19 protein-coding genes are annotated in these 21,791 nt (G+C 69.4%); 17 read left to right on the plus strand and 2 right to left on the minus strand.

Annotation, left to right across the window (positions count from 1 at the left end):
* The first annotated feature begins 102 nt into the window (after positions 1-102).
* The 6 genes from IPQ09_18780 to IPQ09_18805 all read left to right on the plus strand — a co-directional run bounded on the left by IPQ09_18780 (position 103) and on the right by IPQ09_18805 (position 6,520).
* Entirely contained in the window at positions 103-453 is a 351-nt protein-coding gene (locus IPQ09_18780; GenBank protein ID MBL0196226.1) for a hypothetical protein, read from the plus strand.
* Positions 454-487: 34 nt separating this feature from the next.
* The gene (locus IPQ09_18785) at positions 488-3,082 is read left to right on the plus strand and encodes a S49 family peptidase (protein MBL0196227.1); all 2,595 of its coding nucleotides are present in this window, start codon (positions 488-490) and stop codon (positions 3,080-3,082) included.
* A gap of 198 nt (positions 3,083-3,280) precedes the next feature.
* On the plus strand, positions 3,281-3,502 hold the full coding sequence (locus IPQ09_18790) for a helix-turn-helix transcriptional regulator (GenBank protein ID MBL0196228.1): 222 nt from the start codon (positions 3,281-3,283) through the stop codon (positions 3,500-3,502).
* A gap of 228 nt (positions 3,503-3,730) precedes the next feature.
* Entirely contained in the window at positions 3,731-3,967 is a 237-nt protein-coding gene (locus IPQ09_18795) for a hypothetical protein (protein MBL0196229.1), read from the plus strand.
* Positions 3,964-4,539, plus strand: a complete 576-nt coding sequence (locus IPQ09_18800; protein MBL0196230.1) for a sterol desaturase family protein — start codon at positions 3,964-3,966, stop codon at positions 4,537-4,539. Before IPQ09_18795 ends, IPQ09_18800 begins: the two co-directional genes overlap by 4 nt.
* 88 nt (positions 4,540-4,627) lie before the next feature.
* A complete protein-coding gene (locus tag IPQ09_18805; protein MBL0196231.1) occupies positions 4,628-6,520 on the plus strand; it encodes a CRTAC1 family protein in 1,893 nt (630 codons plus the stop codon).
* Here IPQ09_18805 and IPQ09_18810 read toward each other — a convergent pair.
* Positions 6,513-7,046, minus strand: a complete 534-nt coding sequence (locus tag IPQ09_18810; protein MBL0196232.1) for a hypothetical protein — start codon at positions 7,044-7,046, stop codon at positions 6,513-6,515. The genes IPQ09_18805 and IPQ09_18810 overlap by 8 nt on opposite strands.
* Positions 7,047-7,137: 91 nt before the next feature.
* Complete coding sequence (locus IPQ09_18815; GenBank protein MBL0196233.1) at positions 7,138-8,928, minus strand: sulfatase-like hydrolase/transferase; 1,791 nt, start codon at positions 8,926-8,928, stop codon at positions 7,138-7,140.
* 57 nt (positions 8,929-8,985) lie between these two features.
* On the opposite strand from IPQ09_18815, the gene IPQ09_18820 reads away from it, so the two are divergent.
* The 11 genes from IPQ09_18820 (at position 8,986) to IPQ09_18870 (ending at position 21,785) form a co-directional block, all read left to right on the plus strand.
* Positions 8,986-9,438, plus strand: coding sequence for an acyl-CoA thioesterase (locus IPQ09_18820; GenBank protein ID MBL0196234.1), 453 nt, complete (start codon positions 8,986-8,988; stop codon positions 9,436-9,438).
* A 150-nt stretch (positions 9,439-9,588) separates the two neighbouring features.
* Positions 9,589-11,160, plus strand: coding sequence for a helix-turn-helix domain-containing protein (locus tag IPQ09_18825; protein ID MBL0196235.1), 1,572 nt, complete (start codon positions 9,589-9,591; stop codon positions 11,158-11,160).
* A gap of 70 nt (positions 11,161-11,230) precedes the next feature.
* On the plus strand, positions 11,231-12,748 hold the full coding sequence (locus IPQ09_18830) for a hypothetical protein (protein ID MBL0196236.1): 1,518 nt from the start codon (positions 11,231-11,233) through the stop codon (positions 12,746-12,748).
* Positions 12,749-13,217: 469 nt separating this feature from the next.
* Entirely contained in the window at positions 13,218-14,354 is a 1,137-nt protein-coding gene (locus tag IPQ09_18835) for an SGNH/GDSL hydrolase family protein (GenBank protein ID MBL0196237.1), read from the plus strand.
* Positions 14,338-16,215: an HAD family hydrolase gene (locus IPQ09_18840; GenBank protein MBL0196238.1), complete on the plus strand. Its 1,878-nt coding sequence runs from the start codon at positions 14,338-14,340 to the stop codon at positions 16,213-16,215. Before IPQ09_18835 ends, IPQ09_18840 begins: the two co-directional genes overlap by 17 nt.
* A complete protein-coding gene (locus IPQ09_18845) occupies positions 16,212-16,460 on the plus strand; it encodes an acyl carrier protein (GenBank protein MBL0196239.1) in 249 nt (82 codons plus the stop codon). The genes IPQ09_18840 and IPQ09_18845 overlap by 4 nt, the downstream gene beginning before the upstream one ends.
* Positions 16,461-16,474: 14 nt before the next feature.
* Entirely contained in the window at positions 16,475-16,903 is a 429-nt protein-coding gene (locus IPQ09_18850; GenBank protein ID MBL0196240.1) for a MaoC family dehydratase N-terminal domain-containing protein, read from the plus strand.
* 127 nt (positions 16,904-17,030) lie between these two features.
* Positions 17,031-17,762 carry an SDR family oxidoreductase gene (locus IPQ09_18855; protein MBL0196241.1) on the plus strand — a complete coding sequence of 244 codons (732 nt, stop codon included), beginning with the start codon at positions 17,031-17,033 and terminating at the stop codon, positions 17,760-17,762.
* Positions 17,752-19,224, plus strand: a complete 1,473-nt coding sequence (locus tag IPQ09_18860) for an MBOAT family protein (protein ID MBL0196242.1) — start codon at positions 17,752-17,754, stop codon at positions 19,222-19,224. Before IPQ09_18855 ends, IPQ09_18860 begins: the two co-directional genes overlap by 11 nt.
* A 7-nt stretch (positions 19,225-19,231) precedes the next feature.
* Entirely contained in the window at positions 19,232-20,140 is a 909-nt protein-coding gene (locus tag IPQ09_18865) for a class I SAM-dependent methyltransferase (protein ID MBL0196243.1), read from the plus strand.
* A gap of 586 nt (positions 20,141-20,726) precedes the next feature.
* Positions 20,727-21,785, plus strand: a complete 1,059-nt coding sequence (locus tag IPQ09_18870) for a c-type cytochrome (GenBank protein MBL0196244.1) — start codon at positions 20,727-20,729, stop codon at positions 21,783-21,785.
* Positions 21,786-21,791 lie beyond the last annotated feature (6 nt).

Here is a 21,791-nt window from a genome sequence, read left to right on the forward strand (position 1 = left end):
TTCCTCTCGCCCGACCTCGGGGCGAAGCTCTCGGCCCGCCTGCCGCACATCGAGGCCCTCACGCAGCTCACGCACAAGGTCGACGTCGATCGCCTCGAGCGCGTGTGGTCGTTCCGCGCCAACGTGAAGATCCCCGCGTTCGCCCAGAAGTACGTCACCCCCGAGATGTGCGCGTGGGAAGAGACCACCGTGTACGACATTCGCCGGCACGCCGCCTCGTGGCGCGTGAAGGCGAACGTGAAGCCCGAGTGGCAGAAGTACTTCGCGTCGAGCGGCAGCTACCTCCTCGAGCCGCTGGAGACCGGGCGCACGCGCCGCACCGTGCGAGGCACGCTCGACCTCAACGTGTCGCTCGCCCGGGGCGTCGCCGAGAAGCTCGTCTACTCCGAGCTCGTGAAGAAGACCTTCGAGGCCGAGGCGGCGGCGCTGCGCGAGCTGGCCACGCTCGGCTGAATCGCCCGCACGCCGCACGCCGGCAAGGAGTCTCGTGAAGCGCCCAACCCCGCAGTCTCGCACCGCACGCACGTCTGGCAGGTCTGGCAGGTCTGGCAGGTCACGCCTCGTGGCCTCGGGCGCGGGGGCGCTGCTCGCGCTCGTCGCGTCGGCCGGCCTCGCGCGGGCCGAGCCGTTCCCCGCGAGAGGCGAGCGCGTGTTCTCCCCGGGCCGCAGCGCCGCGAGCGAGGACTCCGGCGAGGCCCTGGTGCTGAACCCCGCGAACCTGGGGTTCCTCACCGGGAAAGAGCTCCGCTGGACCGGCGTGCGCTGCACCGACACGCAGCGCGTCGCGTGTGGCCACTCGTTCGATCTCTCCACGCCCGTCATGTGGGGCCTCGGGGCGGGTTTCCGTGTAGACTACATCTCTCCGCCGAGCACCGCGGGTGGGCCCTATTTCGGCCAAGACTACGTGTGGCTCACGTGGGGCCTCGGCTACAGCGTGTCGCGCTCGCTCTCGTTCGGCGCCACCCTCCAGACCTCGTTCTCGCCCAACCGCAGCGTGGGTGGCATCGTCGCGCTGAGCGCCGGAGTCTCGTACCGACCCAGCCCTCGCCTCGCCTTCGGCCTCGTCGCGCACGACTTCAACGGGCCGGCGAGCTTCCCCCTGCAGACCGGCGCGTCGCGCGCGCTGTTGCCGGTGCTCGATCGCCAGTACGTGGCCGCCGCTTCCTTCCGCCCCACGGGCACGCGCGCGTTCGAGGTCGGCGCCGAGGTGCGCTACTACGACGGCGCCGATCAGGCGCGACCCCGCGCGGTGCTCGGGATCGACATCCCCGGCGTCGGCCGCGCCCGCGGCGACGTGGAGGTGGGCAACCTGAGCCAGAGCGATCCGGCCTACCTCGCGACGCTCGGCCTCGAGCTCAACCTGCGCGGCGCGTCGCTCGGCGGCGGCGCGATCGTGGGCAACGCCCTCGGCAGGACCACCGACACTGGCCAGTACCTCACCGCCGGGCTCGCCGATTTTGGCAGCCCCGCGAGCATCCCGCGGAGCGGCCACGCCGTGACGCTGCGCCTCGAGGCGACCCCCGGCACCCGCAGCCACGTGCGCCTGCTCCGGCGCCTGTGGCGGCTCTCCGAGCGGTCGGACATCGAGGCCGTCACGCTGCTCCTCCGGGACGAGCCCGCGACGTCGTTCGCCCACGCCGAAGAGCTCGCCGACGCGTTCCGCCTCCTCCGCGCGCGCGGCAAGAAGGTCGTGTGCAGCTTCGAGACGGCGGGGCCGAAGGGCCTCTTCGCGTGCGCGAGCGCCGACCGCGTCGTGCTGAACCCGGCGGGCGGCGTGCGCTACTCCGGGCTCAAGAGCACGCACATCTACCTCGCGGGGCTCCTCGACAAGATCGGCGTGAAGGCCGAGTTCGTCCGCATCGGCGCGCACAAGTCCGCCCCCGAGCAGCTCATGAACCGCTCGGCGAGCGACGTGGCGCGCGCCGACCAGGGAGGACCTGCTCCGCAACAACGAGGCCGTGTTCGTCCGCAACATGTCGCTCTACAGGCACATGCCGGAGGCGCAGATCCGCGAGGTCACGCGCAAGGGGCCGTTCGTCGCCGTCGAGGCGCGCGACGCGAAGCTCGTCGACACGCTCGCCTTCGACGACGAGCTCGACCGGGTCACGCAGGACGTCGTCGGCCGCAAGGTCAACGTCGAGAAATACGTCGAAGAGGCGGTCGCGCCGCTCCGCTTCGGCCAGCGAAACAAGGTCGGCCTGCTGTACGTCGACGGCGACATGATCGACGGCCGCTCGAGCACGGTGCCGCTGCTCGGCATGAAGCTCTGCGGCAGCTACACCATCGCCGAGAGCGCCAAGCGCCTCCGCGAGGACTCGAGCGTGCGCGCCGTGGTGCTGCGCGTCGAGACGCCCGGCGGCTCTTCGCTCGCGGCCGACGTCATGTGGCGAGAGCTGCGGCTCCTCGCGCAGAAGAAGCCGCTCATCGTGTCGATGGGTTCCATCGCGGCGAGCGGTGGGTACTACGTCGCGGCGGCCGGCACGAAGATCTACGCGTTGCCGCTCACGGTGACCGGGAGCATCGGCATCTTCTACGGCAAGGCCGACGTGAGCGGCCTGCTCGCCAAGCTCGGCGTGAACGTCGAGGTGCGAAAGACCACGCCGCGCGCCGACGCCGAGTCGTTCTTCCGCGGCTTCACCCCGACGAGCGCACCGAGCTCGAGCGCAAAGTGGGGCAGTTCTACGACGTGTTCGTCGACCGCGTCTCGCAGGGTCGCAAGCTCACGCGCGAGCAGGTGGACGCCGTCGGGCAAGGGCGCGTGTGGGCGGGGCAGCAGGCGCTCGACAAGAAGCTCGTCGACGAGATGGGGGGCCTCCGCCACGCGCTCGAGCACGCGCGCAAGGCCGCGAACCTCCCGGAGGACGCGCCGATCCAAGAGGAGCCGCCCGTCACCAAGTCGCTCCTCGAGACGGCGCTCGAGCTCGCCGGCTACGCCCGAGGCCCGATGGTGATCGACGGCCTCCCGGTGCAGGTCAAAGACGTGGTGCGGGCCGTGGCGCCCATGGCCGTGTACGCCGACAGCGTGCCGCTCGCGCGCATGGAGTGGGAGACCCTCGGCGAGAACGGCGTCGACGACGACTGAGCGCGGCCTCGCGCCGACCCTCCCGCGCCCTCCAGCCCCGCCCAGGACGCCCAATTTGGGAGCCCGACGAGGACCGTGCACGAGCGCCCTTGACGAAAGCGTGAACGTCATTTACTAAATGACCATGGTTTACGAAATGCCGAGCACCCGCGAGCGCGTCGCCACGGCGACAACCAGCGGCGCATCCTCGACGCGGCCATGGGCATGGTCGAGCGCGAGGGCTTCGCGGGGCTCTCTATCCACAAGCTCGCGGCCGCGGTCGACTACACGCCGGGCGCGCTGTACCGCTACTTCGGCTCGAAGGACGCGCTCTACGCGCAGCTCGTGCTGCAGGCCCTGGCGGACGCCCGCGCTCACCTCGAGCGCGGCCGGGGCGCCTCTCCCCGGGACGCGTCGCCGCTCGCCGTGGTCTTCGCTTAGCGCGCTCCTACCGTGAGTTCGCGCGGGCCACCCCCGAGCGCTTTGGCCTGCTCGCCACCACCCTCGCCGATCCGCGGGTCCTCGTGGAGGACGACGGCGCCGCCGAGCCGATCATGGCGAGCATGATGGCGACGTTCCAGGGCGTGAGCGTCGCGCTCGCGGCGGCGAGCGAGGCGGGCGAAGCTCGCCGCGGGCGATCACGTCGAGCGCACGCTCTGCCTGTTCGGCTTGGCGCAGGGCGTCCTGCAGATGGAGAAGCAGGCGAGCCGGGCGGCCGGCGCGATCGACACCGAGCGGCTCTTGCTCTCGGGCGTGCGCGCGCTGCTCGTGGGGTGGGGCGCTTCGCCCGACGCGGCCGACGCGGCCAGCTCCCTCGACGTGCTCGACCTGAAAGAGCATCTTCCGCCGGACGCGCGGCCCTCGAAGGCACGAAGAACAGCGAACACTGGGGAGTCACGACGATGAGCGAGCTTGGCAAGTCGGTGGTGTGGGCCTTCGTCGCGGCGCTCTCGGGGGCGCTCACGTGGACCTTCCTCGAGTACGTCATCCACCGCTGGCTCGGGCACGACAAGCGGTTCCGCAAGAACCCGTTCGCGGTCGAGCACATCCGCCACCACAGCCAGGGCGACTACTTCGCCCCCACGTGGAAGAAGCTGTGCGCTGGCGCCGCGGCGGGCTCGGTGGTCGCCGTCCCCGCGGTGGCGATCGCGGGCTCCGCGATTGGCCTCGCGTACACAGTGGGGCTGCTCGCCTTCTACGGGGCGTACGAGGTGCTCCATAGGCTCGAGCACGTGACCGGCGGCGTGGGGCCCTACGCGCGCTGGGCGCGTCGGCACCACTTCACGCACCACTTCGTCGACGCGCGCTTCAACCACGGCGTCACCACCTCGCTCTGGGATCACGTGTTCGGCACCTACAAGGCTCCGTCGACCATTCGCGTCCCTCAACGCCTGTGCATGCGGTGGCTGAAGGACGCGAGCGGCCAGGTGCGAGCCGACTGGGCCGACACGTTCACCCTCGACGCGCCCCGGGCCTGACCGCCCCGGGCGTGACCGCCCCCCGCGAGCGGCTGTGAGCGCAATTGAGACGTGCATGTCGCGCGGATCCCGGTCACACCTGGCGTCGATGTCTCTCCTTCGCCACACGTCAGGTCCCCGCTTCCTCGTCGCGGCGGCGCTCCCGCTGCTGCCGCTCGTCCTCGCCCTGCCGGCGGCGTGCAGCGCCACGGCGACGCCCGGGGGCGGCGGCGGCACAGCGGACGACGGCGGATCCGCGGTCGTGGCGCCCGGGACCGAGTGCACGGCGCGTGAGCTCGTCGCGCCCGCGCAGAACTACCTGAAGGACATCTCGGAGAAGAGCGGCATCCAGAAGGGCAACTTCGTGCCCAGCCCGGCGACGCCCATCCCCATCAACGACCACAGCCGCCTCGCTTTGGTCGACGTCGACGGAGACGGCTGGGACGACGCGGTCATGCACTCGCTCTTCCCGAACCCCCAGAAGGGCATCCCGTTCGAACACCTGGTCTTTCGCAACAAGCACGACGGCACCTTCGAGGACATCTCCGAGGCGTCGGGTCTACGCGGAGTGCAGGCGGGCTTCCTCGTGTTCGCTGACGTCGACAACGACGGAGACCAAGACTGCTTCGCGGGCCTCGACATCGACCTCCCCGGGCAGACGAGCGTGGTGCTGTTGAACGACGGAAGAGGGCACTTCACGCCCAAAGCCGGGAGCGGCGTCGAGCGCGTCAAGTACGTCGCGAACGCGGTGTTCGCCGACTTCGACAACGACGGGAAGGTCGACCTCTTCCTGGGCAATGGCCACACGAGCTACGCGGCGAAGAACGCGTTCCTGCTCGGGAAGGGCGACGGGACCTTCACCGACGTGACCGGCGAGCGCCTGCCCGGCGTGCCGGCACAACCGACGGACGGGCTCGTGGCCTGCGACTACGACGACGACGGCGATCTCGACGTCTTCGTGTCGACCTACGGGGTGAGCGTCCGGAACGGGTGGAATCAGCTCTGGGAGAACGACGGCAAGGGCGCGTTCACCGACGTCGCGTCGGAGCGCGGGTTCGCCGCGCTGGCGACTGGCAACTACTTCAATCCGCGCACTGGCAACGGGAAGGACGCGCAGCCCGTCACGCCCGACAAGATCGTGGGGAGCAACGGGTTCGGTGTCGACTGCGCCGACATCACGGGCGATGGGCTGCCGGACGTGTGGCTCACGACCATCAGCCACGCCGACGGGGCCGACGAGAGCCGGCTCTGGAGTGATCCGAGCCAGCTCCTCGTCAACAAAGGGAGAGACGCCGGCTTCGCCTTGGCCAACGAGTTTCTCTCCCGTGGGCTCCCCTACAACGAGGGCGACATCGACGCAGCGATCGTCGACTTCGACAACGACGGTCGGCTCGATCTCTCGGTCACCCGCACCGACAAGTACGAGGCGAGCTTCTTCGATCCGCAGCAAAAGGGCTATTTGGGGCTCTTTCATCAGGGCGCGGACGGCGCGTTCACGAGCCTCGGCCTCACGTCGGGAGTGAACGACACGGCCCCCGGCGGCAAGCGCGGCAAGGCCGGCCAGAACCTCGCCTGGGCCGACATCGACCACGACGGCGATGCCGATCTGCTCTTCGGCGCGCGCGATCAGGGCGGCGGGCGGGCGAACCTCCTCTTCGAGAACACCCTCGGCCAGGACAACACGTGGCTCGCGCTCCAGGTGCGTGGTGACGGCGCAAAGGTGCACGGCGACGCGTTCGGCACGAAGGTCACGGTCCGGGTGGGAGATCGCGTGATCGTGCGCGAGAAGAAGTCGAGCCGCGGCACGTACGACAGCATCGACGGGAGCACGCTGCTCTTCGGCCTCGGCGGGCTTCCCGCGTGCGCGGCCGGGCGCAACGCTGCCACCCTCGAGATCCGCTGGCCGGACGGCACGGTCGACAAATACGGCCGCGAGGCGTTCTCCCTGCGCAGCTACCTGCGGGCCACCTACGGCCAGAAGAAGCTCGAGCCGATCAAGTAGGCGCCGACGTGGCGGCGCGGCGCGCCCTCCGCCGCCCTAGCGCGCCGCCCGCGGCGGCGAACGGAGTGGCCAGGGCGAGCGGCGCCAAGAAGCCCGACACGCCCACGACGCCGAACGTGAGCCCGCCGATGACGATCCCCAATGCGACGCCGGCGATCGCGGCCTCGCGAGGGCCGAGGCCCTTGCCGAAACGGCCCACGAGGAAGCCTCCGGCCACGGCGGCGATGGCGAGCGCGAGCCCGTGCGGGATGGCGAGCATCAGCCCGACGCGCAGGCGATCCTGGGCAGACGCGTTCGCCAGGGAGCGCGCCGCCTCTTCGGCGCTGCCGACGTGGCCCACCGCGCGGAGGATGAGCGCGTCGGAGAGCTTCTGGGCGACCGCCATGAGCGGGAGCCACGCGCCGAAGATGCCGACCGTGCCGAAGCCGACCCAGTGCCACGGCGGGCGATCCTCCTCGTCGGCGTCCGACGGCTCGGGCGCGGACTTCAGCACGGGGAGGCGGCGCTTGTTGTCTGTGCTCGGCACGCTCCATGTGTATAGCAGGCGTGCAGCAGGCGCGCGCGCTGGGAGGAGACGAGCGCGCGCTCCAGCTTCGAGCGCCGCGCCGTGCGACAGCTCAGCGGTTCGGCGCGCCGTTCGGCTGCCGTTCGAAGTAGCGCTTGGAGGCCTCGCGGAGACGTGTGCATTCTGCATTCACTACGGGCGCGCTCGCGTTCTCGTTCGCGAGGAGGGGCATGCACGCGTAGTCGCCGTCCCACGCTTGCGCGATGAGCGCGTGCGAGTCGCCGAGCATGCCCCAGGTGTTGAGCGGGCACCGGTAACCCGCCGAGCAGTTCGAGATGGGGAGCGCGCGCGGCGCCGTGGGGGCTGGCCGGAGCAGGCTCGAGCCGAGGAGCTCCTTGCGGTGCCCCTCCAGCACGACGCTGTCGTACACGCCGTAGAGATCGAGCAGCGTGGGCAGCAGATCGAGGTGCGACGTGGGCGCGGCCGCGTGCGCGCGTAGATCGCGCGCCTGCACCTCGGAGAGCGCGCCGTTGCCCCACGCGACGAACCCGGGCACGTGGATCTGCTCGTCGAACAGGTTCTGTCCGTGGTGGATGGCGCGGTGCTCGCCGAACGCCTCGCCGTGGTCGCTCGTGAAGAGCACGACCCATGGGCGCGCGCCCTGGGCCGCGATGAACGCGTGGATCGCGCGCGCTACCTCGCGGTCCTGCGCCCGAATGGCGTTCTGGTAGGTGCGGTGGAGCTCGGGCAGCTGGCTCCACGACACCACCGCGCTGTAGGGGTGGAAGGGCGCGTCGGCTGGATCCATGTAGTAGGGCACGTGCGTGCCGCCGAGGTGCAGCGTGAGGAGCTGCGGCGTAGGGAACGTGGAAAGATCCGCGATCATGCGGTCGACGAGGCGGCGGTCGACCCCCTCCGCGTAGATGTCGGTGCTGTCCTCGATTTTTCGGCCGAAGAGGTCCTCGACGTCAAGGTGGCGATCGGTCGCCTCCAGCGCGTTGGCCCGCTCGAAGATCGTGGACCACTGCGCCGAGTAGTAGACGACGTGGGGGCGCTCGTTGCCCGCGCGGACTTGCCGCGCGAAGTCGAACAGCGTGGGCGCCGCCGCGAGCTCTTGCGCCGTGCCGAGCTGGGTGCGTCCGGTGAACACGGCGCCCACGCTGATGGCGGTGTAGCTCGCGAGCGACCGCAGCGTGCCGAGCGCGACGCGGTCGGGGAGGAGCGCGTTCACCTGGGGTGCCACCGGGCAGTCGTCGACGTGGGCGGAGCAGAAGTCGGTGGCGCGCACGCTCTCGCCGAAGACGAAGAGCACGCTGGGCAGCGCGCGCGCCTTCGTGGGCAGGAGCGGCAGCGTGATCGACGCGTGGCCCGACGCGCGCGCGGTGGGGACGAGCCCGCGGAGAGCGTCCACCATTCGCAGCTCCGGCGTGGCCGCGCGGAGGCCCACGAAGGGCAGCGCGAGCAGCGGCACGAGCGCGAGGCCGGCGCGCCGGAGCGACGTGGTGCGCGGCGACGCGAGCGCGAGCAGCGCGTATTCGACGAGCGCGCCGAACGTGACGAGCGCCGCGAACATCGGCGCGAGCTGCCAGAGCACGGGGCGCACGTCGGAGGCGGCGGCCACCGCGCTCTCGACGAGCTGGCGGTCGAGCGGCGCATTGTAGAAGCGCACCGCGGTCGCCTGGACCGCGTAGACGAGCGCGTACGCGATCGCCGCCGCCCACCTTCGGGCGCGCGAGGTGGCGAGCTCCAGCACGGCGAGGCCGAGGGCGACCGACGCGAGCACACAGAGCGTGTGCACCACCGGGGAGCGCGCCGACGGGGCGAGCCTGTCGAGCACGGCGAACTGCGCGCACCACGCCGCGGCCGAGAGGGCTCGAACGGTCCTGCGAGGTGGCCAGCGCATGCGGCCTTCATCGCAGATTTTCCGGCAATGGCAACGCCGTGTGGTACTCCGCCGAACATGGCAAGCCTGCAAGCGAGCCGCCACGGCATCGATCCGGCGCGCGCGGCCTCGGTCCACACGTTCCGCGTGCGTTTCTGCGAGACCGACCTCATGGGCATCGTCCACCACGCGAGCTACCTCGCCTATCTGGAGGAGGGGCGGGTCGAGTGGCTGCGCAAGCGGGGCGTCACGTACGCCGACTGGGCCGCGAGGGGCGTGCACCTGCCGGTGGTCGAGGTGCGGACGCGCTACCGGTCGCCCGCGCGCTTCGACGATCGGCTCGCCGTCGAGACGCGCGTCGAGACGATCGAGCCCTATTCGGTGACCTTCGGCTACAAGGTTCGTCGGGATGACACGGTGCTCGTCACCGCGACGACCAAGCTCGCGTGCGTCGACGGGCGCCACCGCCTCGCGCGGCTCAGCCCCGCGATGCGGGACGTGCTGCTGTCCGGCGAGCTGCCCCCGCCCTGAGCCGTCGACCGAGGAGCGCTGCGGCCCGCGCCGCGCCGGGAGCCGTCGTCCAGGTCGGCGCAAGCTCTTGATATTTCGTGATCCGCCGCCCCAGCGACGGCGGCGGCAAGGGGGCGCCGCCGCTCCCAACCCGTGCTAGTGCAGGGCCGCATGGAGCCCGACGAGTCCATCACCGTGGAGTTCGCCGAGGAGGAGGAGGCCCCGGCCAACCTCCGCGGCGCGCGCCGACTCTTCGTCGTCGGCGGCGGGCGCGGGGGAGTGGGCAAGAGCCTGGTCGCCGAGAACCTCGGCGTGTACTTTGCCCAGCTCGGCAAGTCGGTCGTCTTGGTCGACGCCGATCCCACGGGCCCGAACCTCCACGCCCACTTCGGTATCCCCGCCGCGCGCCACCCCCACGACCTCGAGGAAGACGGCAACGCCGCCCTCAAGAAGGCGCTCGTCAGCACGGTCGTGCCCGGCCTCCAGCTGCTCCCGGCGCCGGTTGACGCGCTGGCGCCGCCGCCCCCTCTCCGCGGCGGTCGGAAGGTGCGTTGGCTGTCGCGCCTCCGCGCGATCCCGGCGGACGTCCTGGTCGTCGACGTCGGCCCCGGCGCGAGCCCGTTCGCGATCGACATGATGCTCTCGGCCGACGTGCCCATCTGCGTCACCGTGCCCGAGCCCCCGGCGATCGAGACGACCTACCGCTTCCTCCGAGCGGCCTACCGCCGGGCCCTCCGCCGCGCGCTGTCGCGCGATCGCTTCCGCATGAACATGCTCGAGCGCGCCCTCGCGGACTTCGGGTTCCTCCCCAGGCCTCTCGAGCTCGTGCGCGCCCTCGAGAAGATGGACCGTGGCCTGGCGCAGCTCGCGTGGGTCGAGGCGAACCGCCTGCGCTTTCAGCTCGTCGTGAACCAGACCCGCGTCCGCACCGATCTCGAGCTCGGCCCGTGGATGAGCGAGCTCGCGCGCCAGCACCTCGGGGTGTGGCTCGACGAGCTCGGCAGCATCGAGCACGACGACACGGTGTGGGTGGCGGTGCGCCGTCGGAGGCCGCTGCTCACCGACGTGCCCACCTCCAAGGCCGCGCGCAACATCGAGCGCATCGCGCGCCGCGTGGTCGCGCTCACCGCCCGCACCGAGGTCTTCACCGCGCCGCCGCCCATCCCCGACGCGAGCCCCACGCTCTACGCCGCGCTCGGCACCTCGCGCTCCGCCAGCGACGAGGAGATTCGCCGTGCCTGCAAGCGCAAGCGCGAGATGTACGCGACCGACGGCCTCTGCACCTCGTCGCTGCTCGGCGAGGCCGAGCTCTTGCGCGAGCAGGCCCGCCTCGAGGAGGCGTACGACACCCTCCTCGATCCCGTGCGCCGCCGCGCGTACGATCTCTCGGCGTACCCCGAGCGCGCCGACGCGACGCCCGAGGTGCTCCCGCGCCCCGCGCTGGACGCCGAGCAGCTCCAACTCAAGGACGAGCTGCTCCGCGAAATAGGCCCCGAGAGCGAGTTCTCCGGCGCGCTCCTCCGCAAGGTGCGCGAGTCGCAGGGCGTAGAGCTCGTAGACATCGCCGCGCATACCAAGATCACGAGAGGCCACCTCGAGGCGATTGAGGAGGAGCGCTTCGGCGATCTCCCCGCCATCGTCTACGTGCGGGGCTTCGTCACCGAGCTCGCGAAGTTCCTGCGGCTCGACGCCGTGCAGGTGCAGAAGACCTACCTGCGCCGCATGCGCGAGAACGCCCCGTGAGCCTGCCAGTGAGCCCCGGAGGGGCGAACGGAGGTCGATGGCGTGCGCGAGCCGAAGGCGAGGTGTCGCCATGAACGCCCGTCGGAGCGGCGAGGTCGACGCGCCCCCCACGCCCGCGCCTACCTCGCGACCGCGCGGCGCGCCGTTCCCCCATCCCGAGCTCGTCTTCGGCCTCGCGCTCTTCGTCCTCGCCCTCGCGCCGCGGGCCCTCGCCACCCACGCGTACGCGGGCGAGCCGGTGTGGGACGGCCACTACTACGAGTTTGGCGCGCGCCGCATCGCCGCGGGCCTCGGGTACTCCGACGACCTCACGATCGGCGGCCAGAGCGTGTGGCATCCATGGTGCCACTACCCGGTGGGCTACAGCGCGTTTCTCGGCCTGGCGTACTGGCTCTTCGGCGCGAAGCTCGCCGTCGCCAATGCCACCAACGTGGTGGTCGGAGCCCTCGTGCCGGTGGCCACCTGGCGCCTCGCAGTCACGTGCCTCTCCCGCGGCCGCGCGCGCGCTGCGGGGATCGTCACGGCGCTCCACCCGGGCCTGATTCTGTACTCCGCGCTCACGATGAGCGAGCCGCTCGCCTCGGTCCTCACGCTCGCCGCGTTCACCTTCGCGGCAGCAGACGGCCAAGGATCGCTCGCTGTCCGGCGTGGCCCGCGCGCACCCACTCGAGGGCTCGCGATCGCCGGCGTGCTCCTGGGCCTCTCCACGCTCGTGCGCCCCACCGCGCTTTTATGCGCGCCGTTCCTCTTGCTCGTCGCGTGGCCGAGGGCGGCGCGAGGTGAAGGTGGGGCGCGTGGCGGCTCGCTCCTCGCCCGAGCGCGGACGCACGGCGCGAAGCTCACGGGCGCCGCGGCGCTCGTCGCTATCACCACGCTCCTGCCCGTGCTCCCGTGGACGGCGCGCAACTGCCGCGTGATGGACGGCTGCGCGCTCGTCAGCACCAACGCCGGCTGGAACATGGCCATCGGCGCTTTCCCGCGCGCGACCGGCCGCTTCGAGACCCTCCGCTCCGCCGACGGCTGCCGCGAGGTCACAGGCCAGGTCCAGCAGGACCGCTGCTGGCTCGCCTACGGCCTCGGGTGGGTGCGCCGCGAGCCCGGGCGATGGCTCGCGCTCGTGCCGAGGAAGCTCGGGTACACGTTCGACCACGAGTCGTTCCAGGTCGAGTATCTGCACGAGGCCCGCCCCAGCGCCTGGCCCGATCAGAAGCGCTCGGACGCTCGAAACTTGTTGTCGAACTTCCACCGCGTGCTCCTCGTGTGTGCGGCGTTCGCGGCCGTCGCCTTCGCGCCGCGGCGGCGTGGACAGGTGGCGCTGCTGGCGGGGTTGTGCCTGCTCGGCTACGCCGCATCGCAGGCCGCCACGCCAACGCTCTGGCCATTCGCGGTCGCCGCGAGTCTTCTCCCGTTCGTACCCGTGCCAGGGCGCCCTGAGGCGCGCCCTGGGCTCCTCCTCGCCGCCTCGTTGCTCCTCACCACGGCGCTCGCGCACGCCGCCTTCTTCGGTGAGGACCGCTACCACGTGGTGGCCTCGCCGGCCCTCGTGCTGCTCGCGTGCGCGGCCTTCCGCAGGCCGGCCCGCGCCTGAGCTCGCGGCGGGGTGAGTGCGGGGGGGGAGGCCACCTGGGGGGCCACCTGGGTGTCACCTCGCCCCGGCCGGCTCCACTCCGGAGCGTCTGAGACGGCGCCCTTCCCGCGCTAACACTCCTGCGAGACTTCATTCTCGCAGTGGTGGTAGTTGGCCGCGGGAGCGGACGAGCCGGAGTATGTGCCGTATGTGCCGTGGGAATACGCCATTGGCAAGAACGAACTCTACAACGAGTGGCTCGGTCGGGGCATGTGCCGCTGGCTGTCCGTGAAGTGTCTCGAGCTCGAGCGCGACGGGCGCAACTTCGTTGGCGCCATCCACGTGGCCGGGGGCCGGCGCCCCAGCGGCCACCCGCAACCGCGGTCGCCGCGAGGGCCCCGCGAAGCGGTCCTGTTGGCACCCCGTGCCCCACCTTCCCGCCGGAAAAGTTTCCTTGAATTGCTGCGGCGCTCGGCTAGGTTCGCGCCGGATGCAGAAGTCGCTGGACGAAATACCGTCGCCCGACGCCTCCCAGAGTCCCGCATCGGCGGACGCCAGCGCGCCCGCGGCGGAGACCTCAGGCCTCGCGCCGGCCGTCACGGCGCGCACGATCATGGCGGAAACCGTGCGGTTCGGGGCCTGTTTTGGCATCGTGTTCCTGGTCATGACCGTGATCCTCGAGGTCTGTCTGCGGGTCTTCGTTGTACATCCGTTCAGCCTCGGCTACGTCGCGACGCACCCCACCCGGAACTACCAGCTCGTCCCCGGCTACCGCGGCACGACCTACGACAAGGTCCTCGAGATCAACTCGTACGGCATGCGCGACGAGGAGCGCGCTCCGAACCCGAGCGCGTTCCGCGTCGCCGTTTTCGGTGACTCGCTCACCTTCGGCCAGGGGGTCGAGGAGCCGAAGCTCTATTCGAAGCAGCTGCAAGGCCTCCTCGCGAGCGACAGCGCGACGCCCGTGCAAGTCTTCAATTTCGCCGTGCCCGGCTACGCCACGGCGCTCGGGGTCGACCGCTGGCGAGAGATTCAGCCGCAGTTCCGGCCCGACCTCGTCATCTTTCAGTTTTCCATCGCCAACGAGTGTCTCCCGACTTCGAAAGACTCTGCGAAGGCGGCGGCGAACGCGCGACCGATCGTGAGGAAGACCAAGGACACCCTGCGTCTTCTCTACACGTACGACTACCTGGCGGCCCGCTTCTACGGCGCCCTCCAGCCCGCTCCCGTCATGGACCCGCGAGCGGTGGAGAAGCGCTACGCGGACGACAGCCCCGGCTGGCTCCAATGTCGCGAGCTCTTTACCGAAATCGCCTCGTTTGCGCGCTCGAGCCGCACCCGCGTCGTGCTGGCGCTCGTTTCGCAGACGGCGCTCGGCCCCTTGGTCGATGAGCCCCCTGTCACCCCGAAACTGACGGCCGCCTTGGACGAGGCGGGGCTGAAGTTCCACGTGATGACGGACGACGTCCTCCGCCCCTATGCCGGCAACGAAGGAGCGCTCAACGTGCGTTTCGACGACCCTCACTTCAGCGAACTTCGACACACCCTAGTCGCGAAACGCCTCCACGATTATCTCAAGGCGACCGGCTCGGTATCACGTGAGGCGATCCATGGCAGCGCCCCTTGACGTACTTCGTGCCCAGCTCGCCGAGAAGGACCCCGCGTTCTGGGAAGGGCTCGCTCGGTGTACGCGGGACACCCACGCCTACACGGAGCTCCTGACGCTCTCGACCATGCGCAAGCGCGGCGTCCGCGCGTTCGGCGCGGCGTCTGGCGCGCCACTTCGCGTCGCGCTGATTGGGGCCAACGCGCTCCAGGCGTTGGGCGACCTCGTCGAGCAAATGCTGCTGGCTGCCGGCTTCGCGGCGAGCGTATTTCTCGGGGAGTACGACAGCTACGAGTTCGAGATCCGCGACGCCGACAGCGCCCTCAACCAGTTCCAGCCGCAGGTCGTGCTCATCCTCCCCTCGGAGCGCCGCTGCCGGTACTCCGGCCCAGTCACCGACCCCCTGGGCGTCGTTCAGCCCTTCGCGGCGGCGTGGGCCGACGATCTCCTCGGCCTCTGTCGTACTCTCCACGACCGCACCGGCGCCGAGATCTTGCTCGCGAACCTCGCCCTGCCCGGGGGCTTCTCCCTCGGCGCCTACCGGGCGAAGGCGCCGGGCTCCGACTGGAGCTTTCGGAAGCTCACGAACCTCGCGCTCGGCTTCGCAGCGCCCGCCTACGTCCACATCTGCGACGTCGAGTTCTTGTGCGCTCGGCGCGGCCTCCTCGCGTCGCGTGACGACCGGGCGTGGTTTCAGAGCAAGCAGCCCGGCTCTCCGGAGCTGCTGGTCGACCTCGCCAAAGAGGTGGCGCACCTCGTCACCTCGCTCCGCCGCGCGCCCGCGAAGGTCCTCGTCCTCGACCTCGACAACACCCTCTGGGGAGGGATCATCGGCGACGACGGGATCGAGGGCATCGAGATCGGCACGACCTCGCCCCGGGGCGAGGCCTTCCGCGCCTTCCAGGAGTACATCCTCTCCCTGAAAGACCGCGGTGTACTCCTCGCGGTGTGCAGCAAGAACGAAGACGCCGCGGCCCGGGGCCCGTTCGAGAAGCACCCCGAGATGCTCCTGCGTCTCAAGGACATCGTCGCCTTCTACGCGAACTGGCAGCCCAAGTCCGAGAACATCAAGGCGATCGCGACCGAGCTCGGGCTGGGCCTCGACAGCTTCGTGTTCGTGGACGACAACCCCGCGGAGGTCGAGATCGTTCGACAGTTCGTCCCCGCGGTCACCACCATTCTCCTCGGCGCCGACCCGGCGGACTACAGGCGACAGCTGGAGGACTCGCGCCTCTTCGAGCCCCTGCAGCTCACGGGCGAAGACGCCCGCCGCACGGACCAGTACCGCGTGGAGTCGGAACGACGAGCGCTTCAGTCGGACGCGACCGACATGCCGACGTATCTCGCCTCGCTCGAAATGAACGCGGTCATCTCACCGTTCACTGCGGTCGACATCCCTCGAGTCTCGCAGCTCACCAACAAGAGCAATCAGTTCAATCTCACCACGGTGAGGCGCACCGAGTCCGAGATACGGGCGCTCATGGAGAGCCCCGCCCACCGCTGCTTCACTGTGCGGCTGTCCGACCGCTTCGGAGACCACGGGCTCGTGGTCGTCGCGATCGGTCGTGTCGACCTGACCACGACGCCGACCTCGTTTCACATCGATACGTGGCTCATGAGCTGCAGAGTGCTGAAGCGGCAAGTCGAGGAGGTGACGCTCAACGAGCTCTTCCGCCTCGCGACGGAGGCGGGGTGCGAAGAGGTCGTTGGCGTCTATCGTCCGACGGCGAAGAACGCCATGGTCGCCGAGCTCCTACCCAACTTCCAATTCGCGGAGACCTCTGCGTCCGCCGACGAGCGCCGGTACCGCCGCTCCGCCACCTCGTACGTTCCCACGGAAACGAAGATTCACGCCACGCGCCCAAGCAGGGAGAACTCATGACCACGAAGAACGACATCATCGCCGGAATGCAGGAAATCATCAACGACCTGTTCCTCGATCCGGTCACGATCACCGCCGCGACCAGCGCGCGCGACGTCGCTGAATGGGACTCGGTCATGCACATCTCGATCGTCGCGGCTGCAGAGATGAAGTTCTCCGTTCGCTTTCAGATGGGCGACGTCGAGGCCACGAACAACGTCGGCGAGTTCGCGGATCTCATTCTCAAGCGAATGAGCGGCAAGTGACGCGAGCGACGTCGATGGCGTCGGCTCGTGAGTGGACCTTCGACGAGCTCACCGTCGGCCAGGTGGTCGACGCCTCCTATGAGATTACCCCCGACGTCTACTCCCGGTTTCTGGAAGCCTTCGGCGACTACAGCCCCATTCACACCGACGGGGAGGTCGCGCGCAGCCGGGGCTTCCTCGATCGCGTGATGCACGGCGCGATCCTGAACGGATTCGTCTCTCACTTCGTCGGCATGGTCATGCCGGGCGCCCGGTCCCTGTTGCTCTCGACGGACCTCCGGTACGCGGCGCCGTGCTACCTCGGCGACCGACTTCGGCTCCGCGCGACGCTCGAACAGAAGGTCGACACCATGGACGTCGTCGCCGTGCGCGTCGTCTTCGACAACGAAACTCAGAACACCGTCGCCGCACGCGGGCGGGTGCAAGTGAAGGTCGCGCGATGAACCGCCACCTGAGCCCCGAAGGGGCGAACGAGCGGCCCCGAGCCGAAGCCGAGGCGGCGCATGTACCGGCAGTGAGCCCCGCAGCGGCGAACGAAGGTCTACGCCGCCCGACCGAAGCGAGGAAGGCATGAAGACGGCCGTCGTCACGGGAGGGACGCGCGGGCTCGGCCGCGCGCTGTGCCTTTCGCTCGGTCGACGCGGCTATCACTTCGTGGCGGTCTACCATCGTGACGAGGCGGCGGCCGCCTCTCTGCGCGAAGAGGCCGGCTCTCTAGGGCTCGCGGGCAGTGTGATCCGCGGCGACCTCGCCTCGGCGCAGCTCGGCGCCGAGATCGCGGCCCTCCCCGAGGTGATCGACACGAAGAAGCTCGTGCTCGTCAACAACGCCTGCGCGCCGTTCGCTCCGCAGCCGTTCCACCTCATCACCGACGCGACGCTCGACAACCTCGTGGACACGGCCGTTCGCGGCCCCTTCCGCCTGACCCGTGGCCTCCTGCGGCCGCTCGTCCGCACGGGCGGGGTGGTCGTCAACGTGCTCTCCAGCGTCGTCGGCGCCGAGCCCGGGAACGGATTCTCCGCGTACGCGACGGCGAAATTTGGTCTCTTGGGCTTCACCCGCGCTCTGGCGGCAGAGCAGGGGCGGCGCGGACTCAAGGTGTTCTCCGTCTCGCCCGACTTCATGGATACCTCACTCACTGCGGGGTGGGATCGGGGGCTCGCCGAGAAGCTCCGCGGCGCGGCCGGCGACGACGCGCTCCCCGAGGCCGTCGCCCGTCGAATGGCGGACTTGATCGAAGACCCCGCGGTGAAGGGCTGCGGCGAAGACTACGCGATGCACGGAACGCGCCATGCTGTTTAACTCGTTTCACTTCGTCTTCAAGTTCTTCCCCTTAGTCACGCTCGCGTTCTTTCTGACACCGCATCGGTTCCGCTGGGCGCTGCTGCTCGCGGCGAGCACCTATTTCTACGTGGTGTTTGTCCCGAAATACCTCCTGATCCTCGGCGCGCTGATCCTGGTCGACTACATCTCCGCGATCCTCATCGCGCGGCAGGAGGGCCCGTGGCGCCGGAGATGGCTCATCCTGAGCCTCCTCTCCAATATCGGGATCCTCGGGCTCTTCAAGTACTTCAACTTCTTTAACGAGAACGTGGCTGCGGTCGCGCACCTCCTTGGGTGGAATTACGGCATCAAGAACCTCACGTGGTTCTTGCCGCTGGGGCTCTCGTTCCACACCTTCCAGTCGATGGCGTACACGATCGAGGTCTATCGGCGCCGCCAGGAGCCGGAGAAACACCTCGGTATCTACGCCCTCTACGTGATGTTTTATCCGCAGGTCGTCGCGGGGCCGATCGAGCGGCCGCAGCACATGCTCCCGCAGTTCCACGAGGAGAAGAAGTTCGACTTCGAGCGGGTCACGAGCGGTCTCCAGCTCATGGTCTGGGGAATGTTCAAGAAGGCCTTCGTGGCCGACACGCTCGCCATCATCGTCGACCAGGTGTACCTGAAGCCGCACGCCCACGAGGGCTGGTCGTTGCCGTACATGGTCTCGACCTACGCCTTCTGCTTCCAGGTCTATTGCGACTTCTCAGGCTACAGTGACGTGGCGCGGGGCGCGGGGCGAGTGATGGGTTACGAGATGGTTGAGAATTTCCGCTATCCCTTCATCGCGCAGTCCGTGGCGGAGTTCTGGCAGCGCTGGCACGTGTCGCTGTCGACCTGGTTCCGCGACTACATGTACCTCCCGCTCGTGTATTCGACGCGCGACGGCAAGGGCGCGATCCGCGTCAACATGACGTACTTCTATATTCTGCTCGTCTTCATGACGAGCGGGTTCTGGCACGGCGCGGCGTGGCATTACGGGCTCTGGGGCCTCTCCCACGGCGCCATCATCGCGACGGGCTCTCTCCTGAAGCCGATTCGGGCCAGGACCCATAAGCGACTCAATCTCGACCGATATCGTACGCTTCACGGTCTCTACAAGGTCTTCGTGACCTTCCACATCATCTGGTTCACGTTCGTCTTGGTGCGCGCGGACTCCGTGCCCGACGCCGTGATCATCATGCGCAACATCATCGTCTCTCCGCTCAACCTCCGCCGTGGGTGGTCGGAGTACTGCCTGGAGAATACCTTCCAGCTCGGCGCGCTGGGGGTTCTGATCGTGGTCGTCGTCGAGAAGCTCCAGCGCACCGACGCCTGGGCGAAGCTCGAGCGAATGAAGCTCGGCTTCTCGTTCAAGCAGGTCTTCTACGCCGCGCTCGTGGTCCTGATCATCATCGCGGCGCCCATGCTGGATCGCGCCTTCATCTACTTTCAGTTTTGAGGACACCATGGTCGAAGAGTTTCTCGCGCAGATTTTCCGACGCCGGCCCACTCAGGAGAAGAAGCTGAAGGCGTTCTTCGAGCGCGAGCCCGAAGCGCTCCGCGAGCTCGACGCTTTCCTCGTGGCCTACCGCCCGATCTGGGAGGGGCCGAAAGTGGGTGGGCTCGACGGCCTCGCCGACGCCTACTCGCAGGTCGTCGGGGAAATCATGATGTGCCGCGTCGAGTTCCTTCGTACGGGGCGTTATCCGCTCGCGAGCCAGACGGAGGCGTTCGAGAGCGTGTACGCGGACGACGGCAGAATGTTGTCCTACATGCTCGGGCTCGGGGTCTCGCAGTACCTCTGGCAGGCGCACTATCGGCTCCTGTCGTTCTTCAAGGAGTGCGTCGCGGCGCAGTCTCCGAGCGCGCGCACCCTGGAGGTGGGGTCGGGGCACGGCATCCTGATTAACCACGTCGCGAGCCGCGCCTCAGCCGACGCGGTCATCGACGTGGTGGACATCAGCGCCTCGTCGATCGCGCTGTCGAAGGCGCTCCTCACGGCGACGAACCCGGAGGTCGCCCGCCGCATTCGCTTCGTCGAGAGCGACATCGCTCGGTACGAGGCCCCGAACCCGTACGACTTCATCGTGCTCGGCGAGGTCCTCGAGCACGTGGAGGCGCCGTCCGGAATCCTCCAGGCGCTGCACCGGGTCCTCGCGGACGACGGCTCGCTCTACATCACCACCTGCGCGAACTGCCCCGCGGTGGATCACGTCTATCTGTTTCGAAACGTCGAAGAGATTCGCGAGCTCATCCGAGGCTCTGGCTTCACCATCGCGCAAGAGGTGGTGGCTCCGACGGAGGACAAGCCGCTCGAGTACCATGAGCGGCTCAAGCTCGACATCCTCTACGGGGCGCTCCTGCGGAAGGCCTAGTCCCCTGGAGTCGTGGTTCGTATCAGAAGTCCGGTCTTCGGTGTCATTCCGAGGAGCGAGGGGGGGAGCGAGGGGGTGCCCCGTTTTCGGCGGCGGCGGGCCCGTCCTCAACTCGGACGTCGTTCCGCGCGGTGCAGGCGGCGCTTGCGCTCAGGGGACAGTGGTTTCGGGTGTGACCGCGCGAGAACGCCGACCTCGAACATGAGTATCCTCCCACCGCCGCCGAAAACGGGACACCCCCTCGCTCCCTTGTGGCGAAAGGCCGAGCCGCGCGACTTCTGGAAGGGATCACGCTTCCAGGGGACTAGCAGCCCGTTGATTTACTCCCGTCGGCCCGTCGCCGCCGCATCCCGACCGCCGTCGTTGCGATCCTGCGGTGCGTGCTCACCTAGAAACGCCCACCTGGAACACGCTCCGCGCGCTCCTCAAATCGCGCCTTGGCGGGCCGGGCGCGGACGACGCCGGGCCTCGGTCCGTAAATCAACAGGCTGCTTGACCGTCGGCAAATGTCTTTGGCCCGCGGTCGCCTCGAGGTTGACATTTGTCATGTGACGGAGGGGCCCGAAGCCCCATACACGGCGGGTCCATGCCACGACGCTCCTCACTCGGCGCCTCGATTGTCGCGTCGCTCGCCCTCGCCGCCCTCGCGCTGCTGACGAGCGACTGCGCCCAAGAGGCGCCGACGGCCGAGAAGGGCAACGAGCACTACACGAAGTACTGTGCGCTGTGCCACGGCGCCGTCGGCGAAGGGTATCGTGCCGACGACGCGCCTGCCCTCCGCAACACGACGTTCCTCACGCTGAGCACGGACGCGTTCCTCGAGCACGCCGTGCTGCGAGGCAGGCCAGGCACCACGATGAGCCCGTGGGCCAAAGACCGCGGTGGACCGCTCGACGAGACGGCCGCGCGCTCGATCGTGCTCTACTTGCGCGGGCTCGCGCCCCACGCCCCGGTCGACACCTCGGGGCTCGTCGTGCGCGGCGATCCCGCGGCGGGCGCGCCCATATACGCGGCCCGGTGCGCCGACTGCCACGGGGCGCGGGGTGAGCTCGGTCGCTACGTGAACCTGGCCAATCCCGAGCTGTTGGCGAGCGCCAGCGACGGGTTCCTGCTCCGGTCCATCGAAGAGGGGCGGCCCGGCACACCCATGCCCGCCTTCGCTGGCACGCTGTCGCCCAAGGAGATCGCCGACGTCGTCGCGCTCGTGCGGTCGTGGCAGCGCCCGCCGGACGGCCCGCTGCCTTCCCCTCCACGCCCAGGGCAGCTCGCCGATGTGGTTTTGAATGCCACCGGTGAGAACGCAAGCTTTCCCGGGGTCGCGCGCTTCGTGCCGGCCGACACCGTGAAGGCCGCGCTCGACCAGCGCCGGCGCCTCGTGCTCCTCGACGCGCGCCCCCCCTACGACTACGCCCGCGCACACGTCAGCGGGGCCGTGAGCACTCCCTTCTACGAGGCGGCCGACTACGCGTCTCAGCTCCCTCGAAATGCCCCGATCGTGGCTTATTGCGGGTGCCCGCACGCCGAGTCGGGACAGGCCGTCGACACGCTGAAGGGCCTCGGCTACTCGACGGTGTACGTGCTCGACGAGGGCTTCACCGTGTGGCGCGAACGAGGGTATCCGGTGCGCGGCGGGGCCAAGCCTTGAACGACC

It is taken from the genome of Myxococcales bacterium, from assembly GCA_016720545.1.
Lineage (GTDB): Bacteria > Myxococcota_A > Polyangia > Polyangiales > Polyangiaceae > JAAFHV01.

Excerpts from the sequence above, each read along its gene's own strand:
- IPQ09_18790 (MBL0196228.1), top strand. The coding sequence starts at position 3,281 with ATGGGCATGGTCGAGCGCGAGGGCTTCGCGGGGCTCTCTATCCACAAG.
- IPQ09_18800 (MBL0196230.1), top strand. The coding sequence starts at position 3,964 with ATGAGCGAGCTTGGCAAGTCGGTGGTGTGGGCCTTCGTCGCGGCGCTC.
- IPQ09_18805 (MBL0196231.1), top strand. The coding sequence starts at position 4,628 with ATGTCTCTCCTTCGCCACACGTCAGGTCCCCGCTTCCTCGTCGCGGCG.
- IPQ09_18815 (MBL0196233.1), bottom strand. The coding sequence starts at position 8,928 with ATGCGCTGGCCACCTCGCAGGACCGTTCGAGCCCTCTCGGCCGCGGCG.
- IPQ09_18820 (MBL0196234.1), top strand. The coding sequence starts at position 8,986 with ATGGCAAGCCTGCAAGCGAGCCGCCACGGCATCGATCCGGCGCGCGCG.
- IPQ09_18825 (MBL0196235.1), top strand. The coding sequence starts at position 9,589 with ATGGAGCCCGACGAGTCCATCACCGTGGAGTTCGCCGAGGAGGAGGAG.
- IPQ09_18830 (MBL0196236.1), top strand. The coding sequence starts at position 11,231 with ATGAACGCCCGTCGGAGCGGCGAGGTCGACGCGCCCCCCACGCCCGCG.
- IPQ09_18835 (MBL0196237.1), top strand. The coding sequence starts at position 13,218 with ATGCAGAAGTCGCTGGACGAAATACCGTCGCCCGACGCCTCCCAGAGT.
- IPQ09_18840 (MBL0196238.1), top strand. The coding sequence starts at position 14,338 with ATGGCAGCGCCCCTTGACGTACTTCGTGCCCAGCTCGCCGAGAAGGAC.
- IPQ09_18845 (MBL0196239.1), top strand. The coding sequence starts at position 16,212 with ATGACCACGAAGAACGACATCATCGCCGGAATGCAGGAAATCATCAAC.
- IPQ09_18850 (MBL0196240.1), top strand. The coding sequence starts at position 16,475 with ATGGCGTCGGCTCGTGAGTGGACCTTCGACGAGCTCACCGTCGGCCAG.
- IPQ09_18855 (MBL0196241.1), top strand. The coding sequence starts at position 17,031 with ATGAAGACGGCCGTCGTCACGGGAGGGACGCGCGGGCTCGGCCGCGCG.
- IPQ09_18860 (MBL0196242.1), top strand. The coding sequence starts at position 17,752 with ATGCTGTTTAACTCGTTTCACTTCGTCTTCAAGTTCTTCCCCTTAGTC.
- IPQ09_18865 (MBL0196243.1), top strand. The coding sequence starts at position 19,232 with ATGGTCGAAGAGTTTCTCGCGCAGATTTTCCGACGCCGGCCCACTCAG.
- IPQ09_18870 (MBL0196244.1), top strand. The coding sequence starts at position 20,727 with ATGCCACGACGCTCCTCACTCGGCGCCTCGATTGTCGCGTCGCTCGCC.